Source organism: Alteromonas sp. ABE4_545 (assembly GCF_056161325.1).
The window spans coordinates 1-19,715 of record NZ_JBSWYY010000012.1 but is presented as its reverse complement, the minus strand read 5'-3'; the positions used below and the strand labels follow the sequence as shown (position 1 = coordinate 19,715).

19 protein-coding genes and 1 tRNA gene are annotated in these 19,715 nt (G+C 45.5%); 7 read left to right on the top strand and 13 right to left on the bottom strand.

Annotated features, from left to right (window positions below):
• Positions 1-229: 229 nt before the first annotated feature.
• Both htpG and recR read right to left on the bottom strand, forming a co-directional pair.
• Positions 230-2,152, bottom strand: a complete 1,923-nt coding sequence (htpG, locus tag ACXAH6_RS12170; RefSeq protein ID WP_474877188.1) for a molecular chaperone HtpG — start codon at positions 2,150-2,152, stop codon at positions 230-232.
• A gap of 196 nt (positions 2,153-2,348) precedes the next feature.
• Positions 2,349-2,948, bottom strand: a complete 600-nt coding sequence (gene recR / locus ACXAH6_RS12165; protein ID WP_474877186.1) for a recombination mediator RecR — start codon at positions 2,946-2,948, stop codon at positions 2,349-2,351.
• Positions 2,949-3,345: 397 nt separating this feature from the next.
• Here recR and ACXAH6_RS12160 point away from each other — a divergent pair, with 397 nt between their 5' ends.
• Entirely contained in the window at positions 3,346-4,506 is a 1,161-nt protein-coding gene (locus ACXAH6_RS12160; RefSeq protein ID WP_474877185.1) for an RNA ligase RtcB family protein, read from the top strand.
• Entirely contained in the window at positions 4,503-5,138 is a 636-nt protein-coding gene (prfH, locus tag ACXAH6_RS12155) for a peptide chain release factor H (RefSeq protein ID WP_474877183.1), read from the top strand. Before ACXAH6_RS12160 ends, prfH begins: the two co-directional genes overlap by 4 nt.
• A gap of 143 nt (positions 5,139-5,281) precedes the next feature.
• Here the strand turns inward: prfH and ACXAH6_RS12150 are convergent, their stop codons facing one another.
• A complete protein-coding gene (locus ACXAH6_RS12150; RefSeq protein ID WP_474877181.1) occupies positions 5,282-5,431 on the bottom strand; it encodes a hypothetical protein in 150 nt (49 codons plus the stop codon).
• 521 nt (positions 5,432-5,952) lie between these two features.
• Here ACXAH6_RS12150 and ACXAH6_RS12145 point away from each other — a divergent pair.
• Positions 5,953-6,333 carry a tyrosine-type recombinase/integrase gene (locus tag ACXAH6_RS12145; protein ID WP_474877179.1) on the top strand — a complete coding sequence of 127 codons (381 nt, stop codon included), beginning with the start codon at positions 5,953-5,955 and terminating at the stop codon, positions 6,331-6,333.
• 166 nt (positions 6,334-6,499) lie between these two features.
• Here the strand turns inward: ACXAH6_RS12145 and ACXAH6_RS12140 are convergent, their stop codons facing one another.
• From ACXAH6_RS12140 to ACXAH6_RS12110, 7 genes are all read right to left on the bottom strand, one after another.
• Positions 6,500-6,829: a YbaB/EbfC family nucleoid-associated protein gene (locus ACXAH6_RS12140; protein WP_474877177.1), complete on the bottom strand. Its 330-nt coding sequence runs from the start codon at positions 6,827-6,829 to the stop codon at positions 6,500-6,502.
• 110 nt (positions 6,830-6,939) lie between these two features.
• Positions 6,940-9,438 carry a DNA polymerase III subunit gamma/tau gene (dnaX, locus tag ACXAH6_RS12135; RefSeq protein WP_474877175.1) on the bottom strand — a complete coding sequence of 833 codons (2,499 nt, stop codon included), beginning with the start codon at positions 9,436-9,438 and terminating at the stop codon, positions 6,940-6,942.
• A 14-nt stretch (positions 9,439-9,452) separates the two neighbouring features.
• Positions 9,453-9,989 (bottom strand): adenine phosphoribosyltransferase, encoded by a 537-nt coding sequence (gene apt, locus ACXAH6_RS12130; RefSeq protein WP_474877174.1) that lies wholly within the window; start codon positions 9,987-9,989, stop codon positions 9,453-9,455.
• A gap of 30 nt (positions 9,990-10,019) precedes the next feature.
• Positions 10,020-10,142 (bottom strand): hypothetical protein, encoded by a 123-nt coding sequence (locus tag ACXAH6_RS12125; RefSeq protein ID WP_474877171.1) that lies wholly within the window; start codon positions 10,140-10,142, stop codon positions 10,020-10,022.
• A gap of 181 nt (positions 10,143-10,323) precedes the next feature.
• Entirely contained in the window at positions 10,324-11,085 is a 762-nt protein-coding gene (locus ACXAH6_RS12120) for an HvfC family RiPP maturation protein (protein WP_474877170.1), read from the bottom strand.
• A complete protein-coding gene (locus tag ACXAH6_RS12115) occupies positions 11,086-11,943 on the bottom strand; it encodes an HvfB family MNIO-type RiPP peptide maturase (protein WP_474877168.1) in 858 nt (285 codons plus the stop codon).
• Positions 11,944-12,345, bottom strand: coding sequence for an HvfA family oxazolone/thioamide-modified RiPP metallophore (locus ACXAH6_RS12110; protein ID WP_474877167.1), 402 nt, complete (start codon positions 12,343-12,345; stop codon positions 11,944-11,946).
• 262 nt (positions 12,346-12,607) lie between these two features.
• Here ACXAH6_RS12110 and ACXAH6_RS12105 point away from each other — a divergent pair, with 262 nt between their 5' ends.
• Positions 12,608-13,288 (top strand): tRNA-uridine aminocarboxypropyltransferase, encoded by a 681-nt coding sequence (locus ACXAH6_RS12105; protein WP_474877335.1) that lies wholly within the window; start codon positions 12,608-12,610, stop codon positions 13,286-13,288.
• A gap of 22 nt (positions 13,289-13,310) precedes the next feature.
• Here the strand turns inward: ACXAH6_RS12105 and ACXAH6_RS12100 are convergent, their stop codons facing one another.
• From ACXAH6_RS12100 to nadA, 3 genes are all read right to left on the bottom strand, one after another.
• Entirely contained in the window at positions 13,311-14,858 is a 1,548-nt protein-coding gene (locus ACXAH6_RS12100; RefSeq protein ID WP_474877165.1) for a methyl-accepting chemotaxis protein, read from the bottom strand.
• Between the two features lie 225 nt (positions 14,859-15,083).
• Positions 15,084-15,173, bottom strand: a tRNA-Ser gene (locus tag ACXAH6_RS12095).
• Positions 15,174-15,308: 135 nt separating this feature from the next.
• Positions 15,309-16,376 (bottom strand): quinolinate synthase NadA, encoded by a 1,068-nt coding sequence (gene nadA, locus ACXAH6_RS12090; protein ID WP_474877164.1) that lies wholly within the window; start codon positions 16,374-16,376, stop codon positions 15,309-15,311.
• A 232-nt stretch (positions 16,377-16,608) separates the two neighbouring features.
• Here nadA and ACXAH6_RS12085 point away from each other — a divergent pair, with 232 nt between their 5' ends.
• The 3 genes from ACXAH6_RS12085 (at position 16,609) to ACXAH6_RS12075 (ending at position 19,551) form a co-directional block, all read left to right on the top strand.
• Positions 16,609-18,012 carry an ATP-binding protein gene (locus ACXAH6_RS12085; protein ID WP_474877162.1) on the top strand — a complete coding sequence of 468 codons (1,404 nt, stop codon included), beginning with the start codon at positions 16,609-16,611 and terminating at the stop codon, positions 18,010-18,012.
• On the top strand, positions 18,009-18,692 hold the full coding sequence (locus tag ACXAH6_RS12080) for a response regulator (RefSeq protein ID WP_474877161.1): 684 nt from the start codon (positions 18,009-18,011) through the stop codon (positions 18,690-18,692). Before ACXAH6_RS12085 ends, ACXAH6_RS12080 begins: the two co-directional genes overlap by 4 nt.
• 82 nt (positions 18,693-18,774) lie before the next feature.
• Positions 18,775-19,551 carry a MipA/OmpV family protein gene (locus ACXAH6_RS12075; protein ID WP_474877159.1) on the top strand — a complete coding sequence of 259 codons (777 nt, stop codon included), beginning with the start codon at positions 18,775-18,777 and terminating at the stop codon, positions 19,549-19,551.
• Positions 19,552-19,715: the final 164 nt, after the last annotated feature.

Here is a 19,715-nt window from a genome sequence, read left to right as displayed (position 1 = left end):
ATAAGCAACCCTTAATGAATAAGCTTAAGACTAATAGCGTATAGTTTTTGTACCACCGTACAATCATTAACCTTAATTTTACTGAGGAATTATTTTTATCAATGATTACTATTTCTGTAACTTATTTAATTTAATAGCTTTTTATGCTTTAAGTCGACATTTACTAATTACTGAAATAAAAAACGGGCCATAAGGCCCGTTTTAGTAATACAACTAGAGAAAATTTGGCTTATTTCGCCAAAGACATTAGCAAGCTGTTCATATTTCGCACAAAGCTAGCCGGATCTTTCAAGCTACCTTGCTCCGACAATGCCGCCTGGTCAAACAAGACTTCAGTCCACTGTTTAAATGTGTCTTCATCTTGTAAATCTGCCAGTACTTTTACCAATTGATGCTCAGGGTTGAGTTCAAACTGGTATTTCACTTCTGGCACTTCCTGACCCGCAGCTTGCATTAACTTCATCATTTGCGTTGTCATGCCATTGTCGTCAGCAACAATACACGCAGGAGAATCGGTCAAGCGATGAGTGAATTTCACGTCGATAACTTTGTCGCCTAGGGCTGTTTTCGCGCGCTCAAGCACACCCGCTACTTCTTTTTCCGCTTCTTCTTGTGCTTTCTTGGTTTCTTCGTCATCCATATCGCTGAGGTCGACGTCGGCACGAGCAATAGACTGGAACTGCTTCTCGTTGAAGTCAGTTAAATGAGACATCAACCACTCGTCAATGCGCTCACCCATCAACAACACTTCAATGCCTTTCTTGCGGAAGATTTCCAAGTGCGGGCTGTTCTTCGCAGCTTGATAGCTATCAGCAGTAACGAAATAGATCTTATCCTGACCTTCTTTCATGCGCTCGATGTAATCGGCCAGCGATACATTCTGTACATCGCTGTCGTTGTGCGTAGAAGCAAAACGCAGTAAGCCAGCAATCTTTTCTTTGTTCGCGAAGTCTTCAGCCGGACCTTCTTTCAACACATTGCCGAACTCAGCCCAAAACGATTGGTATTTCTCGGCATCGTTTTTCGCCATGCGCTCAAGCATTTGCAATACGCGCTTAGTACAGCCTTGGCGCAATGCTTGAGTGACTTTGTTATCTTGTAAAATTTCACGCGATACGTTCAATGGTAAGTCGTTGGAATCCAACAAACCTTTCACGAAGCGCAAGTAAGTAGGCATAAACTGCTCAGCGTCATCCATAATAAATACGCGCTGTACATACAGTTTCAAACCGTGTTTTTGGTCGCGATTCCACATATCGAACGGCGCTTTGCTAGGAACATAAAGCAAGCTGGTGTATTCGTTCTTACCTTCAACACGGTTATGCGCCCAACTTAATGGATCAGCGTAGTCGTGAGAGATATGCTTGTAGAACTCTTTGTATTCGTCTTCGCTGATGTCAGACTTATCACGTGTCCACAACGCTGTTGCCTTGTTGATGGTTTCCCATTCGCCAGGCTGGCCAGGGATCTTCTCACCATCAGGGCCTTCAGACTCTGCAACTTCGTCTTTCCACATTTGAACGGGAATGCTGATGTGATCAGAATATTTATTGATGATCGAACGAATACGCCAGTCATCGAGGTATTCTTTTTCGTCGTCGCGAATGTGAAGCACGATTTCGGTGCCACGGGTTGGCTTGTCGATATCAGCAACGGTAAATTCACCTTCGCCTTCACTGGTCCACTCTACGCCTTTTGCGGTGTCTTCACCGGCAGCGCGAGTGCGAACAACAACCTTGTCGGCAACGATAAATGCAGAGTAGAAACCCACACCAAACTGACCGATCAGTTGAGAGTCTTTCGCTGCATCGCCAGACAACTTGCTAAAGAAATCTTTTGTGCCTGACTTCGCGATAGTACCGAGGTTATTAATCACCTCTTCGCGAGTCATACCGATACCATTATCATTAATTGTTAGTGTGCCGGCGTCTTTGTCAGTGCTAATTTTAACGTGCAGCTCGCCATCATTTTCGTACAAGCTGTTATTTTCTAGCGCGCGGAAACGCAACTTATCCGCTGCGTCAGCGGCGTTTGACACCAACTCACGTAAAAAGATTTCTTTGTTTGAGTACAAAGAATGGATCATCAGTTGAAGTAGTTGTTTTACTTCAGTCTGAAAACCAAGGGTTTCTTGATGGGCTACTTCAGCCATAAACCAGATTCTCCTAGTTAAATGGAATTATGTTCAGAAACCGAAGTAAGGACACCCGATCGCCTTTTCAAGATGCAGGCGAAGAAAAAATCACAGAAAGTAAGGTTATTGTAGAGAATGTATACAAGCCTTGGCCGGCCAACTGGGCGAGAGGATGAAAAGGGCGCAGACCAACGCCCGATGAGACCACTTAGGGTTAAATGGGCCTACGGCCAGAAAACGCGTGAGTAAGAGTATTCCCGTCAATATATTCTAGCTCTCCTCCAACAGGTACACCATGAGCAATACGTGTTGCGTTAATAGACAATCCACGACACATTTGGGCAATAAAATGTGCCGTTGCCTCACCTTCAACAGTGGGGTTAGTGGCAAGAATAACCTCACTCACTTCGCCTTGCTTCAAGCGAGTTTCCAACTCGTTCAGCCCGATCTCGTCAGGCCCTATCCCGTCAATGGGTGACAAATGCCCCATCAACACAAAGTAAGTGCCCTTGTAACTGGAGGTTTGCTCGATAGCGAGCACATCTTGTGGGCTTTCCACCACACAAATCACCCCACTTGCTTGGCGTTCAGGGTGCTGACAAATATCACACACATCCTGTTCAGTAAAAGTACGACATTCGCGGCAATGACTGATGTGCTCCATTGCATTATGCAACGCCGCACTCAAGGCTAATGCACCATTGCGATTACGCTCCAGCAAATGAAAAGCCATGCGTTGGGCACTTTTGTTACCCACGCCAGGTAAACAGGTCAACGCATCAATCAATTCAGAAAGTAAGGGGCTATATTTCATTTAAATCGTACTCATCATCACGTAATTCGGGCTTATAAAGACCATAGCTTTATAAAAGTCGTGAGAGTTTATCGCAATCTTACTCAGATACCAAAAACTCAAAGACGCGAATTTTGCTTGCATTATGAACAATCTGGAAATAGACTGCGCTCGCTTAATACAGCAAACACCTATTCACTATCACACTATTAGCAAAGGAGAAAAACAATGACTTATTCGTTCAACACCTTTGCAGGTCTATTCGATAACTAGCCAAAGCCTTCAATAAGACTGATTGCTTTGTTGCAAAGCTATCGTCGAAGCTTGTGACTTCGCGTTGCAAGTACCCGATCTGCCAATTCAATTTACTTTTTCATCATTTTTCAATCGCTCTTTGAATGAGCAAGGAATTGGTATTATGGGCACATCCGTCCAACACATTACTGATAATGTCAGCCTGATCGCGTCTAAAGATACGTGGATAGAAGGCTTGGCAATTCAACAACTCATTAAAACATCAGAACTTCCCGGCATGAAATACGTGGCGGGCATGCCTGATTTGCACCCCGGCCGAGGCTATCCGATAGGTGCGGCGTTTTTCTCAACCAATAAGCTTTACCCTGCCCTTGTGGGCAATGATATTGGTTGCGGTATGTCGTTTTGGCAAACCTCAATGAAAGTGTCTAAAGTCAATGCCGACAAATGGGCCAAAAGGTTAACGCATATTGAAGCACCGCTAGATGATAGCTGGCAGACTTTGGTTGAAGGGAGAAAATCAGACAAGCAAATAAGCACGTGCGAGTTTGATATTGCCTTGGGAACCATAGGTGGCGGCAATCACTTTGCTGAATTTCAAATCATCGACGAAATCTACGATACACATGCGGCTGAAACACTGCTGCTTGATAAAAGCCGTGTGCAACTGCTTGTGCACTCAGGCTCAAGAGGGCTTGGCCAGTCGATTTTGGTAGACCAGGTTTCGCGCTTTAATCACGACGGACTCGCCGACACGGATTCAGCTTGCGTAGATTATCTAAAGCATCATGATGAAGCCTTACGCTGGGCGGAACTCAATCGTGAACTCATCGCATTGAGATTTATGGATGCTTTACGAGCCAAAGGCCAATGTATTCTCGACGTGAACCACAATGTCGTGTCTCAGCAAGTGATAAACGGCAGCCAAGGCTGGCTACACCGAAAAGGCGCCACACCGAGCGACAAGGGCTATGTCGTCATTCCCGGCTCTCGTGGCGATTACAGCTTTTTAGTGAAGCCTTTGCCCTTTGAACATGTAACGATAAATCTACTCTCTCTCGCTCACGGGGCGGGTAGAAAGTGGAAACGCGGAGAATGCCAAGGAAGACTCAGCCACAAGTACAAACGAGAAAATTTATATCGTACAGACTTTGGTAGCCGCGTTATCTGCGGAAATAAAGAGTTGCTGTATGACGAAGCGCCCCAAGCATATAAAAGCTGTGAAAGTATAATCAGTGATTTGGTTGATGCAGGGCTCATTGAGCTAGTCGCGCGCCTAAAACCGGTTTTGACTTTCAAAACTAACGGGAGCTGCTCGTCGTGATTTTACTTCAACTCTCATCGGGCCAAGGCCCCATAGAAAGCAGTCAGGCCGTAGGCCTAGCGCTTCGAAAAATAGAAGCACAATGCCGCACTAGCGGCATTGCATTAACTATTGTTGAAGCTACGCCGGTACTAAACGCCAATGGCTGTTACAAATCGCTACTGCTTAAGCTTGAATCAAAAAGCAACGCTAAAGCCGCGAAACGTGTAGCCGAGTATTGGCAAGGCTCCATGCTGTGGATTTGTCAGAGTCGCCACCGCCCTAAGCATAAGCGCAAAAATTGGTTCTTCAACGGAAGACTCTATGAGTTTGATGAAAGGCAATTTGATAGCGACATTACCTATCGTACTTGTCGTGCCTCAGGCGCTGGAGGTCAACATATTAACACTACCGACTCCGCCGTTATCGCGACCCACACCGCAACAGGCGTGAGTGTACGAGTAGAAAGTGAGCGCAGTCAGCATGCGAACAAGCGGATAGCGGTAGGCTTGTTACTGCAAAAACTCGCGAATTTGAAAGAGGAACAACTCAATGCCAATGAAAAATCTCGCTGGCAACAGCATTGGGGCCTTGAGCGGGGAAACCCAAATCGAATATTTATTGGTGAGAACTTTGCGGAGCGCCGTACTTAAATTGATGTCTGCTGGGTGACTTGCTCATAAACAGCAATGCACAATTACCCCCTGAGCAACTTAAACGCCCGGTGATAAAAACCGGGCTTTTATGGTTTAGCGTAAATGCCTGAGAGCACTCAATTAAACGCCGTATTTAAGTGTTATTCGTAGTGACGTTCCATCCACATTAGCTGCATTTTGAGTTCGTTGATCTCTTTCTTTGCATCAGCTAATTCATCAACAAGCGCACGATCCTGAATTGTGTTTTCATCACGTAAATTTTTAAGAGTATTGGTATCTTGTTGCGACATAAGTATTCACCACGATTTGGATTGGATTTAGGGCACGAATTCTGTAACAAATAAAGAAAACTTACAACATCAATTTCATAATTTCAAAAAAACAAGTAAATACCTGATATTAATTTCATAAATAGTCGTCTCAATCAACGACCCAAAAACCTTTCAGGTCTGTAGCCACTCACATGAAAAGCCACTAACCACATGATTTAATTCACTTATTTATACTTAAGCGGATACCAATAAGAAATTAGGCGATTAAAACAACCTAAATATTGGGCTTATAATAAATGTAATAAGACATGAAAACTTTCATTTAAACAAAATCAAGGAGAACTTATAGCTCACTATCGGTGCAATGTAGAAAGCACATCGAAGTAGAAACCCTGATCGGCATAAGCTACGGCTGTAAATTTCTGCTTAACAAAATTATTCGCAAAATCCTTCTTATTTCCCTAGCTTACTTCATATCTAATCTTGAAGCCCTTTCAATCGATATTTGTTCATTTAGGTAATTATAGGAAATACATGTAATGAAGAAGTATTCAGAAGAAGTTCTAGATGCGATCAAATCAGCCAAAGGCGTGAGTATTCATAACGGCAGCTTACGTTTGCAATTTAAAGTACCTGATAAAACATCAGCGATTAGGAAGTCTTTGGCATATCCACCTACCACGAAAAATATTGACTTAGCAGTTTTGACACTAGCTAACATTTCGTATCGTGCGCCTTACCAATTAAGACATACATTTGCGAGTCAGCTACTCACCGCTGGATGCGATGCCACCTGGCTAGCAGCCCAAATGGGGCATAAGAACTGGGATATGATTAGCAAAATTTATGGCCGATGGATTTCCAAAGATAACCCAGAATACGCCCAAAAGATGGCAGATATGTTGGGACAAGCCTATTAACGAAAAAGCTCTTGATAAGAAAAAGCCCCCAGTAGTTGGCTATTTCCAACTACTGGGGGCTTTTTTATGTCGTATCATCGCTGAATTGTTAGCGATAATTATTGCCCCCTATTTGACCCCATGCACTTGCGGGAGGCTAGAGACCAATAAATACAAGGGATTCAGACTAAAACGGCATTTTGAAGCCAGGAGGTAGTGGCATACCGCCTGTCACAGAACCCATTTTGTCTTTGCTGGTTTCTTGAACGCGACGTGCTGCATCGTTGATTGCTGCTGCAACTAAATCTTCTAGCATGTCTTTGTCGTCATCATCCATTAGGCTTGGGTCAATCTCTACGCGACGTACGTTGTGGTTACATGTCATGGTGACTTTCACCATGCCTGCGCCAGCTTCACCAACGACTTCCATTTTAGCGAGTTCTTCTTGGGCCTGTTGCATGCGCTCCTGCATTTGCTGCGCTTGCTTCATGATATTTCCCATTCCACCTTTGAACATGGCTATTCTCTCTTCTCTGTTAACTGTAAATTTGCTGGTATGTGAGCATTATCGTGTAAAATTCACCGATAGCAAAGCAAGGTAAACGCATTTGCTCACATGCCGACGCATTATCTGGGTTGAATTGTTCCGTCGATCACTTGTGCGCCGAAGGTTTGAATTATATTTATGACCGTTTCGTCAGTTTGCAAGACATCTTTTGCATGTTGCATTCTCATTGCGTTCACTTGTTGTTGCAAACCAAAGGGCGTTTCTGCTGGCTCTCCAACAGTAACACTCAACGATACCGTTTCACCTAGCACTTCCACCAATGCATATTCCAACTGCTTTTGAGTACTCTCGTTCAACAAATGCTGCTGCGATGGGTCGAGCTCTAAATGCACGTTGTCGCCATCACGAGTAAACGCTGAATGCAGCACCAATTGTTTCAACAAACCGGCTACTGGCATGCGCTCAACAAGGGCGGCCCAATCATCAATTTGACTAGCAAATAATAACTTGTCGCCATTCTCTAGATACGCTGGCAACGCGCTGTGATCAACCTGTTGCGTTACGGCTGGCTCATCCTCTGCTTGATGGCTAGGTGCTTGCGCATTTGGCTCACGGTATTCAGTTTGAGCTTGTGGTGCTGAGCTATTTGCATTTTGTGCATCAATGCCTACCGATGTATCAGCAACACGCTCAAACTCATGATGTGTGGATGAATCTTTGTGTTGAGGTACCTGAGAATAATCATCCATTGGCCCTTCTGTCACCCAAGGTGGTGGCTCATCATTGCTGCTACTTTGAGTCGGCGTAATCGGTGCTTGTTGCGAAGCAGTATTAGACGCGAGAGCTGAAACTCTCTGACTCTCTGTCGACGACGTTGATGGCCTTACACTAGCCGGCTCGACAACCTCTTCTGGCGTCGATTCAACTTGGCTAGATGTTACGGGTGGCTTAGGCTTGGTAAATCGTGAAACGTCAGTAAAATCCGACGTTTCAGACTTTTTTGTTTTCGCCTCGGGCGCCTCCCCGGCACCACGCTTCAAGCGCTGACGCAACGCCAACATATCTTGGGTTGACGTAAGCTGCTGTTCTGGTGTCGCTTGTGGGGCCACAGGCGTATGTTGTGGCTCACCATAATGCTGAACCCGCTGAGCATTAGCTTGTTGCTCAAGTTCAGCTTGTTCGTGCATTAAGGCCTGCTGCTCGTGATAAGCGTCATCGTCATCATAGGATGGTGGCGCTTGATCATAAGACATATTTTGATGAGGCTCTGGCTCTGGCTCTGGCTCTGGCTCTGGCTCTGGCTCTGGCTCTGGCTCTGGCTCTGGCTCTGGCTCTGGCTCTGGCTCTGGCTCTGGCTCTGGCTCTGGCAGAGAGCTTTCTACAACGGTTGGCTCAGAGGCAACAGGCTGAGTTGCGGCTTCTGCCTGCTTTTGTTCTGCTGAAGGTGTTTGACTCGTTACATCAGCCCCTGAGGTAACATGGTGGATCGGTGACGCTTGATGAACGATCACGGCTTCACCATCTTTAATGGGTGAAGATGGTGCGAACGTCACCATACGTAATAACGTCATTTCTAGCGCGCTTCGACCATCAGCCGCATACGGTAATTCTTTTTTACCAGTTAACGCAATTTGATAGAGTAGTTGCACTAACTCGGGTGAAATCTTTTTCGATAACTGATAAATCGCACGGGCTGACGTAGTTTCTAATTTACACGCATCGGGCACCCATTGGGTCAGCGCGATTTGGTGCAACAAGCTCGCAATTTCTGACAATACCTGGCCATAATCAGGTGCCTGTTCTGCCATCGACTCAACAATAGCAAGTACGTCTTGGGGCTGCTTTTCAACCACGGCATTAAGCAACTTGAGCAACTGATGCCTGTCCATCATACCCAGCATATCAGTAACAATATTGGCGATTACTTGGTTATCGCCTTGGGCAATGGCTTGGTCGGTTAAACTCAATGCATCACGCATACTGCCTTGAGCAGCGCGTGCTAACAAGTTCAGTGCTTGTGGCTCTGAATGAATGCTTTCTTGTTCAAGAATATGAGTAAGCTGACCAACAATTTGCTCTCTCGACAGTGTCTTTAAATTAAATTGCAGGCAGCGAGACAAAATTGTAATCGGTAGTTTTTGTGGATCGGTAGTCGCTAGCAAGAACTTCACATGAGGAGGCGGCTCTTCCAGCGTTTTTAATAACGCGTTGAAGCTGTGCTTCGACAACATGTGTACCTCATCGATAAGGTACACTTTGTATCGGCCTCGCGTGGGTTTGTACTGCACGTTGTCGAGCAGTTCTCGGGTGTCTTCCACCTTAGTGCGCGATGCCGCATCAATTTCGAGTAAATCGACATAGTTACCTTGTTCGATTTCTTGGCATGTACTGCATTGGCCACAAGGGTTCGCACCCATGCCTTCATCGCAGTTCAAACTCTTCGAAAAAATACGCGCAATCGTGGTTTTACCCACACCTCGTGTGCCGGTAAATAAATAGGCATGATGAAGACGATTATTTTCAAGTGCATTGGTGATGGCAGTCACTACATGTTCCTGCCCCACTAATTCACTGAACTTTCCCGGACGCCATTTTCTGGCGAGAACCTGATAGCTCATGCGCGATATGATCCTTATTCGCCGTCAAATTCGCACAATGAATAAGACGTAATACCGGCTGCGGTGAGTCTGTTTTCACCATTTAATTCAGGCAAGTTAATAACGAAAGCAGCATGTTCAACAATACCGCCTAATTGACGAATTAGCTTTGCTGATGCGTCAATCGTGCCGCCAGTGGCCAATAAATCGTCTACCAACAACACGCGTTCGCCAGGTTTGATGGCATCTTTGTGAATTTGCAATGTGTCTGTACCGTATTCAAGCTCATAGCTTTCGCTTACCACTTCACGCGGCAATTTGTTTGGCTTTCTTACCGGCACAAAGCCCACACCCATTTCGATTGCTAGCGGCGCACCAAACAAGAAGCCTCTTGCTTCTGTACCGACAACTTTATCGAACTGTTGGCCTTTGTAATGCTCTAGAAACAACGCAATACAACTACTGAAAGCTTTGTGATCTTCCAATACACTGGTTACGTCTCTGAACATAATGCCCGGCTTGGGGTAGTCGGGCACGGTTTTTACTACTGATTTGATGTACTCTGCGGTCACACCTTATTCCTTACATCTTGTGACAGAGCGTTACAAATAGAAGGTTACCCAACCGAGGATAACGTGCATAAGTGGAAAGGCGAGTAAGGTTACTACCGAACCCAAAAAGTACCACCAATTGTACTTCTCTTTGAAATTACCATGATCAGCCATCTGCACTACCCATCACATAAAAGTCAAAATTTTAAGCCGTAAATGTTAATCGAATCGTGTCTCGATTGACAGCCCTTCTCACTGTTTCGTGTCGAGATTGTAAGGAAAAACCCAACTACAGTCTCAGAAGCATAGCGTATTGGTGGTTAATTGCTCAGGAATCTTTATGAAACTCGTTGGTTCAAGGCTTGTCAGGATCGGAATAATAAATAATATGACGTTCAGACCATTCTCTGAACGTTTCACTTAAGCCTTGTGTTAGCACAGTCAGCTCCATATTCGGCATAGTTACTTGAATGTGATCTAACACGGTTTGAAAACCAGCAGGGCTTACGCATTCCATATAATTCGCCAGATAGGCGGTCATGGCGTTCAATTGCATAAACTGCACGTCATCTTGGCTATCGCGATAAACTAAATAGTAATACTGCCCTGTACTCTCGGTAGGCTGGAACCCTTCGCTAATTTGATGCACCGGATAAGCATACGACACCACATCAGCCAGAGGGGAAAAATGCCAGTTGCCCGATTTCAGTTGAGTCGTACAAAAAGGCGGCAAATCATCTGGCAACGACGCACGCCGAATACTCACATCAAGCTCAATGTATTCATAATGTGCCAACTCAGCCAAAAACACAGGATCGGCTGCCGTCATGTCATATTCATTAGCCAGAAATTCGACAAACTCTTTGCTTATCTCAACGAAATAAGGCGTGCGGCACGAATGATGAACAAAAAACTGCCGCACTAAAGCTCGCCAATCTTGCGTGCTATAAAGCGACTTTAGAACAGGAAAGCCATTACTCACAAAACCCATGATATTGTTAAAGAATAAATCTTGGTATACGGCCAGACGGCGGCGAGCATCTGGCTCAGCTAAGGTCGTTTCGTGGGGTTGACGAATCGCTTGCGCGAGTGCAGCTTGTACCTGTTTAAAGGGCATTCAGGCTATCCCCTTATCCACGGCTTGTTCACGATAAGCCTCTTGTTGGATCTGTTTTATTTTCGCCACTTCTTTCAATAGCTCTTGAATCGGTGGAATATTAAAATCTCTTTCTAGCAAAGTCGGAAAAACGCCGTGTTGCTGATAAGCAAGTGCTAACAACTCCCACACTGGCTCGATCACATCAGCGCCATGGGTATCCACTTTTAAGTCGTCTGCTTCATCAAAATGCCCCGCAATGTGACCATACACAATTCGGTCAGAAGGTAGCCCTTTGATAAAGCGCGCTGCGTTGTAACCGTGATTAATACTGTTTACGTAAACATTGTTCACATCAAGAAGTAGCTGACAACCCGACTCAGCAAGCACTGCATTGATAAAATCTAACTCCGACATTGCTTGCCCAGGAGCAAGATAATAAGACACGTTTTCCAGTACTAGCGGGCGCTCCAGAATATCTTGTACTGTGCGAATTCGCTTGGCGACGTGCTTGACGGCTTCTTCCGTAAAAGAAATAGGCATAAGGTCATACATATGCCCTTGATCAGAACAATAACTTAAATGTTCGCTATACAACCCAATGTCATGCTCGTCCAAAAAGTGCTTTATCGACTTAACCAACTGTAGGTCGAGTGGATCGGTGCTACCAATTGACAATGACAACCCGTGTGTTGTGAAGGGTGCCTGAGTCGTGCACTGCTTTAATTGCTTTTTAAACCGCCCTCCCAAAGGTATCCAGTTTTCTGGCGCAACTTCCCAAAAGTCGACCATTTCGGGGAGGTGTGGTAGCACCTGTTCAAACATTTCACGGCGCAAACCTAAGCCTGCGCCGCTGAGCGAAGAACGAACACTCATCATTTAGGCACGGCTACCGCATTTACCTTCGCCACATTTGCCTTCTTTTTTAGCCTTTTTATCTTTGTCGGCTTTGTCTTTCTCTGCGCCGCATTTTCCTTCCCCGCACTTCCCTTCTTTTTCGGCTTTGTCACCACCACATTTGCCTTCGCCACACTTCCCTTCTTTGTCAGCCTTTTCGCCACCGCATTTGGCTTCTTTTTTGGCTTTATCTCCGCCGCATTTGCCTTCTTTATCGGCTTTATCGCCGCCGCAATTACCCTCTGACACAATTTGCATGTAGCCAGCTTCGAGTTGGGTCATTTCAAAAGGATTAGCCGCGGCATTTGCTGCTGTGCTGGTCATGGCGCCAATAACAACCGCTCCCAAAGCAGTGGCAACTGTAGATTTGTTCACTTGTTTCATAATGAGTCCTCTATCAACCTAATTTTGTTTTCATTGGCGCACATCACTTGATTAACGCGCTTAAACCAAAAGACCTGTGACACTGAGCATTTCTTTCAAACAATGTTAATAATAGTTGTTTTGAATATTTTTTTGTAAGGTATTTCAACCATATACCATTAAAAATTTTATGCTCATAAAACTGTTTCGCTTTATTCCCGAACTGTCGGTAAAATAGCGCTCCCGCAAGTAAGTAGGCCTTCCAATAGTGAAAAATGCAGTCATGGCCCTGAGGCTGGAAGAATTAACACAATCTACCCGCCCTTTTTATGCCAGAGGCAGTAGAGTCGTTCGATGTGAAGGGTGCCTCTTACCCGAAAATGCGTGTTTATGTGACTTAAAACCAATGGCGAGTGCGAAAAGTGCCGTCGCTTTCTTGATGTACAAAGGTGAATGCTACAAACCTAGTAACACGGGACGTTTAATTGCCGACGTAGCCGAAGAAAACTACGCGTGGACTTGGTCGCGAACCAACCCGCCACAAGCACTACTCAACATGATAGACAACCCGCGCTATCAGCCCATTGTTATTTTTCCGCATGACTACGTAAAAGAAAACTTGCGCATATCTACGGTGCCTCAGAATGAAAAAACACCCTTGTTTATTTTTCTGGATGGCACGTGGCGAGAGGCAAGAAAGATGTTTACCAAAAGCCCTTATTTACACGCGTTACCGGTATTGGGTATTACGCCCACACAAGACTCAGATTACTTGCTGAGAGAAGCCGCGCACGACTACCAGTTATGTACGGCTGAAGTGGGCATAGAAGTGTTGAAAATGGCGGGTGATAACCAAGCAGCGGAAGATCTCAACACCTACTTTATTCAGTTTCGGCAACACTATTTGCGCGGAAAGTCTCACTTAACGGAAAAACAACAACGGATAGCCCAAATAGCCGAGTAAACCAGGCTCTCTTGGCAACGGTTTACTCTTCGGCCTTGTAACCAATTCTAAAGCCGCCCCAATGCTTGTTATGCACATAAATAGGCGCAGAAAGGTCGTGCATCACCTCACCAGTATCGCGTTTATAAGTTTGAAGTAAAAAGGCTTCTGTATTCTTGCCGCATCGAGACCCCGTGTAATCGTCGAAGATCCGCTTGGTACGACTTTGCGCCAAATCTTTTTCGTAATTGCCCGTCATAGGATGACTGAATTTTTTGTTGTGCGTGGGGAAATACCCGTTTTGATCAACTGCACCAGCATAAATAATGAAATGGTTAGCATCTAAAATGGGCTCTTGAATACTGGGCAGTGATTTGTCGGTAAAACTATCAAACCCCGTTTGGTATTTTTGTGGATTAGTATTGGGTACAGGTTGGTAATTAAAATCAAATAGGACTTGCTCGGTTATTGTGCCCTGCGCAATCGCTTGCTCAAATAACTGACCAATTTTACTTGCTGCTTGTTGGGCAATATCCTGCACAAGGCGATTGCGGTTACTCAATTCAAAATGCCGCAATTGCCTAAAAATATCTTCCGTTCTGTGGCTCAAGGCCAAGACTTTTTCCGACACATCATTGAGATCAGATTCAAGCGAGCGTGTGTTTTCGTGTAACTGAAGCGCATTTGTACTAATACCGCCATTCGTTTCATTGTGCACTTTTACCGTGTCTTGCATGTGTAACATGGCTTCTGTTGCTTCGGCTGAGCTTACACTGCTTTGCTGGATCATGTCAGAGGTGGTGGTAACAACCTCCGACATTGCTTGACTCGCCATCGCAACCTTTTCAATTGCGTCAACCGAATTTCGACTACAGGTGTTTATTTCAGACAACACATTGTCAATCCCTTGCGTGGCATCCGCCGTTTTCTTGGCTAGGTCTCGCACTTCATCGGCTACCACGGCAAAGCCTCGCCCCTGCTCACCGGCTCGCGCAGCTTCAATAGCGGCATTCAAGGCAAGCATGTTTGTTTGGTCAGCTAATTGATTAATTGTTGTGGTGATTGAACCAATAGACTCCGCGCTTTGGTTTAATTTACCTAATAGGCTTTTGGCGTCTTCAACTTGCTCTATAAGTACAGCTTGTTGCCCCAGCATTGTGTTGAGCTGCTCGTTACTTAACTGCGTTTTATGATCAGCGTCTGCCATTTTTTCTTGTGCGCTGCTCGCGTAGTGGATAAGTTCTTTGTTGCCCTCTTCAAGCAAGGCAATACGATCAGCAATCTCCTTTACGTTATCCACTTGCTGCTTGAACATTGCAGCGAGTTTATCCATAAAGTGCGACACATTAGCGCCACCAATAGCAATTGCACTTGCTGCTCGGCTGATCTTTTCGCCGTGTTCACTGGTGTGCCCTGAGATTTGCGAATCAGCATCCTTGTGTGCAGTAGTTTCGTCGGCGCGATTTAGCCACCCCCACGCGATACAAATAAGTGCACACGTGATCGCTACAGCCCAAAAAGGAAGTGAGAAGTAACCACCTATGACAACAACAATAGCGACAATCAGCGCTTGAAGAATGGATGTATTCACAGAACCTCTACACATTAACAATGAATTAACATTAATATAGACACAAATTTGTAATTGCGTGTAATAGTTAAGAAAAAAATCATTTCAAATACTATGAGCAATTAGTATTACGACTTTATATGTAGGTGTTATGTTTATCGCGAATAGCGCCTAACAAACGGCAATATGTTCAAAACAAAGAAGCGCGGATATAAAAAAACCCGCATAAAAGCGGGTTGTTTTATTTGGCGGAGAGAGAGGGATTCGAACCCTCGTTAGGGGTTAACCTAAACACACTTTCCAGGCGTGCGCCTTCAGCCACTCAGCCACCTCTCCAATTTTTAGTTAAATGCCGTGGAGCAATTAACTGAAATTCGTCGTTGATGCGATATCAACAAGCGCGCGTATAGTAGGGAATGCCGCGCTCTGAATCAAGCAATTACAGAAAAAAACGCCCTGTTCGCCGATTTATTAAGCGTTACTGACTTGCTTTGCTTTTAATTGCGCAGAGAAATCAAGCATGCGGTTTAACGGAATCATCGCTTTTTGACGTAACTCCTCACCGACAAAGATTTCATGCTGTGCACTATCAGCATCTTCCAATAACGCATTGTGAATAGCTTCCAAACCATTCATTGCCATCCATGGGCAGTGCGCGCAACTTTTACATGTGGCGCCATTACCTGCCGTGGGCGCTTCAATAAAGGTTTTATTGGGTGTTAACTGCTGCATTTTATAAAAAATGCCTTTGTCAGTTGCCACAATAAACATCTCGTTCGACATGGTTTGCGACGCGGCAATCAGCTGACTTGTCGACCCAACCGCATCGGCCATATCTACTACACTGGCTGGCGACTCAGGATGCACGAGTACTGCTGCATCAGGATACAAGGCTTTCATATCCTGCAAAGCTTGTGCAGAAAATTCATCGTGAACAATACACTCACCTTGCCACATCAGCATGTCGGCACCCGTTTTCTTCGCGATATACGAACCTAAATGACGATCTGGCCCCCAAATAATCGGTTTGCCTAGGCTGTCTAGGTGTTCAACAATCTCTAGCGCAATACTAGAAGTGACCACCCAATCAGCACGCGCTTTTACTGCTGCAGAAGTATTGGCGTAAACCACCACTGTGTGATCTGGGTGCGCATCACAAAATTCGGTGAATTCTTTTTCTGGGCAACCTAAATCCAACGAACAGGTGGCTTCCATGGTCGGCATAAACACGCGTTTTTCTGGGCTGAGTATTTTTGCTGTTTCACCCATGAATTTCACACCAGCAACCAGCAAGGTTTGCTCTTTCGCGTCACGTCCGAAGCGAGCCATTTCCAAAGAGTCAGCCACGCAACCACCGGTTTCTTCAGCCAACGCTTGAATTTCAGGGTCGGTGTAATAGTGGGCAACCATGACCGCATCACGCGCTTTTAACAACGCTTTAATTTCAGATTTTAATGCGGCTTTACGCGCATCAGAAAGCACCGCGGGCTTAGCGGGGAATGGATAATTAATTTGCTCGACTCTGAATGTAGCTGCCATTTCCTGAAAACTCAGTCACTGTTGTTCTGGGCCGCGTATTATACATGAATGTCACAAAAGTTACATATTGTTTGGCGGTAAAAAGTGTCGCTTGTCCTTTGTACACACCACTCATAGCCACATTTGCGACTACATCACATTTGTCTAGTTTTGTAAATTCTGCTTGATATTAGCTCTCTTTTCTCACATTTATCGGTAAGCTAGTACGTGGCTATTTTTTGAGGTTGGTTCCATGCGTCTATCAATAAGTATCAAACTGGCAGTGATACTGTTTACTCTCACATTGTTGGTGTTGTTTCTCACTTTTGGACTCACCAAACTCAATATTGAACACCGTGCTCATCAACGCAACATAGCTATAATGCAACAGCATCTCCAGCATATGGCGCGAGTCATCTCACAACACTACCAACGCGATCCTCGGTCGTGGCAGCAATTCGATGACACGGCGCTCACTCAACTGCTCTCTCGTATGCCCAATAAAGACGCGCGTAACCGATTTTTGCCTCCTGTGTTTCCCCAACGCGCCGAACCACCACCTCGGTTCGACTGGGAATTTACACTCAACAATACACAAGTTATTGATGCGCAGAATAACCGGCTCGCTGGCGCTTCATTTAATGAACAGGCAACAACCCTGTCTCAGCCCATTCGCGTGCAAAACGATACCCTTGGTTACATCAATGTTTGGCTGAACGGATACCCATTTGATGACCACAACCTACTCGACTCACTTCGCCCTTTGTTGCCAATACTCGCAGTATCGTTACTTCTCGCATTGGGAATATCACTGCTTATTGCATTTATGGTAACTCGGCCGATTAAACATATTGCAAAGCGGCTTCATACCCTTTCAGCCGGCGATTACTCAGTTAACGACAAAGTGACTCGCAAAGATGAACTCGGTGCTTTGATGATGGATGTGAACCACTTGTCTGCTACGCTCAACCACAACCAGCAAAGCCGCCACCGTTGGTTTGCTGATATTTCTCACGAGCTACGTACGCCACTCACTATTTTACGCGGCGAGATAGACATGCTAAAAGACGGTATTGTAGAGTTTAACCAAGAAGCGTTGCTCTCGATTGACCAAGAAATTCAACGACTCCGTGCGCTTGTGGACGACCTCTATCAACTTGCTCTCTCGGATGCTGGCGCGCTTCGGTATCATTTTGCTAGCTTCAACCTAACCGATTTTATCGCCCAATTAGTGAGCCAATACCAACCGCGATTTGCCGATGCGGGTTTACGTGTTAGCGTGCAATGTTTGGCCGGAATTACGATCAAGGGCGATGAGCAGCGTTTAACTCAGCTTCTGACTAACTTGTTTGAAAACACCCTGAAATATACCGATGCGCCTGGGCAGGTCAACATCGCCATTACCGAGGAAAAGCACACCGTACACCTCACTATAGAAGACACGGCTCCTGGCATCACCACGCTAGACCCCATGGCTTTGCTAGAACCCTTGATTAGAGAAGATCAATCTCGCAGTCGCCACTCGGGTGGCGCAGGTTTAGGCTTAGCGATCTGCAAAAATATTGTTGATGCACATCAGGGGAATATCACCTTATCTCACTCGGCATTAGGTGGTTTGAAAGTGGAAATAACCTTTCCAGTATTGAGGAAAACATGATGAAGCGTGTATTAATTGTTGAAGATGAAGAAAAAATAGCGCGCATTCTCGCTGCCTATATGAAAGAAGCCGGTTTCGAAACAGAGTCCGTTTTCCATGGCAACAACGTCATCGACACGCTCTCTTGGTTCAAACCCGATTTAATCCTACTCGACCTCATGCTGCCGGGGCAGTCGGGCAAGGTATTGTTCCCGCAGATAAAAGCCATTTCTGACGCCTTGATCATCATGGTCACGGCAAAAATTGATGATATAGACAGGCTAATTGGGCTAGAAATGGGCGCGGATGACTATGTGTGTAAACCCTTTGTTGGCAGGGAAGTCGCAGCGCGAGCGAAAAATATGTTACGCCGGTTGGACCAAGCATCGCCCGCGCCCCAAAGTCCAACTCATTGCGGCGCAATTCGCATCGATACACAAACTCAAACCTGTTATGTCAATGAGCATCTTATTGCACTAACACCGGTCGAATTTAACCTGATAACGGTATTAATGCACCGCGCTGGCAAAGTCATTTCGCGAAATGTGTTAATGGAGCAAGCCTACGGCGACGACCATACCGTCAGTTTTCGCACACTGGATAATCATGTTAAAAACCTACGTGTAAAACTAGAATCTGCATTGGGTGGGCAAGATGTGATCCAGTCTGTATATGGTGTTGGTTACAAATTAGCCCTGTAAGATACAAATTTATACAACCATTACAGCTTTTAACACGTACTGTGAGCAGACCTATCGGTTTCTTCTTACACAAGGACACAGTATGCAACACCTGTTCAAATTAGGACGTATTTCTCTTGCCGCCGCAACGCTGGTTGCAGGCACACTATCCACCCCATTGATGGCGAATGAAGCACCGCCAACTCAGCCCCCAGAAGGTTGGCTATGGGGGGTAGGCATTGCTACTAGCCAAGACATCTACCAAGGTTTCGATAATCGAGTGGTCCCCATCCCCATTATTGGCTACCAAAGCAAAAACCTTAGGGTGTACGGCCCATTTGTAGATTACACCTTTGCCCGTTATCACAATGTCGCGTTTAGCGCGTTAATCTCACCACGGTTTGCCGGTTATGATGAAAGCGACAGTAAAGTCTTTGCGGGAATGGATGACCGAGACATGTCGCTTGATCTTGGTGTTGGCATGCGCTTTAACGTCGACAAACTCAACTTTCATGTGAAAGCCTTGGTCGATACCTTGGGCAAATCAGAGGGTTATGAACTTGAAGCGAGAATGAGTCGCCGCTGGCGTTTTGGTCCACTGGTTGTAGAACCAAGTGTGGCGATTAACTACCGCGACGAAAACTATGTTGATTATTACTATGGCGTAGAAAGCCATGAGGCCACCTCTACGCGCGCTTATTACGAAGGTGAGGACAGTATTAATTACGAGCTAGGTATTGGCGTGTCGATGCCTGCACTTGGCGGTATGACGCGATTGGGGCTGGCTCACAACTGGTATGGTGATGGAATGGCAAACAGCCCACTCACAGATTCTGACACAGCGTGGAGCGCCATGTTTTCTTACACACGTATGTTTTAACCCTTCTAAGCCTTGCCCGTATGTGGGTGAGGCTCATCCTTCGGGCCGCGCTAGGCTCTTCATCATTAACGGGGGACACCCGCATTCATTAAACTGATTTTGCGAAGAATCATTTAATGGAGAGTACAGATGTCCCACGCAGGTACTATTTTAGGCATAAGTGA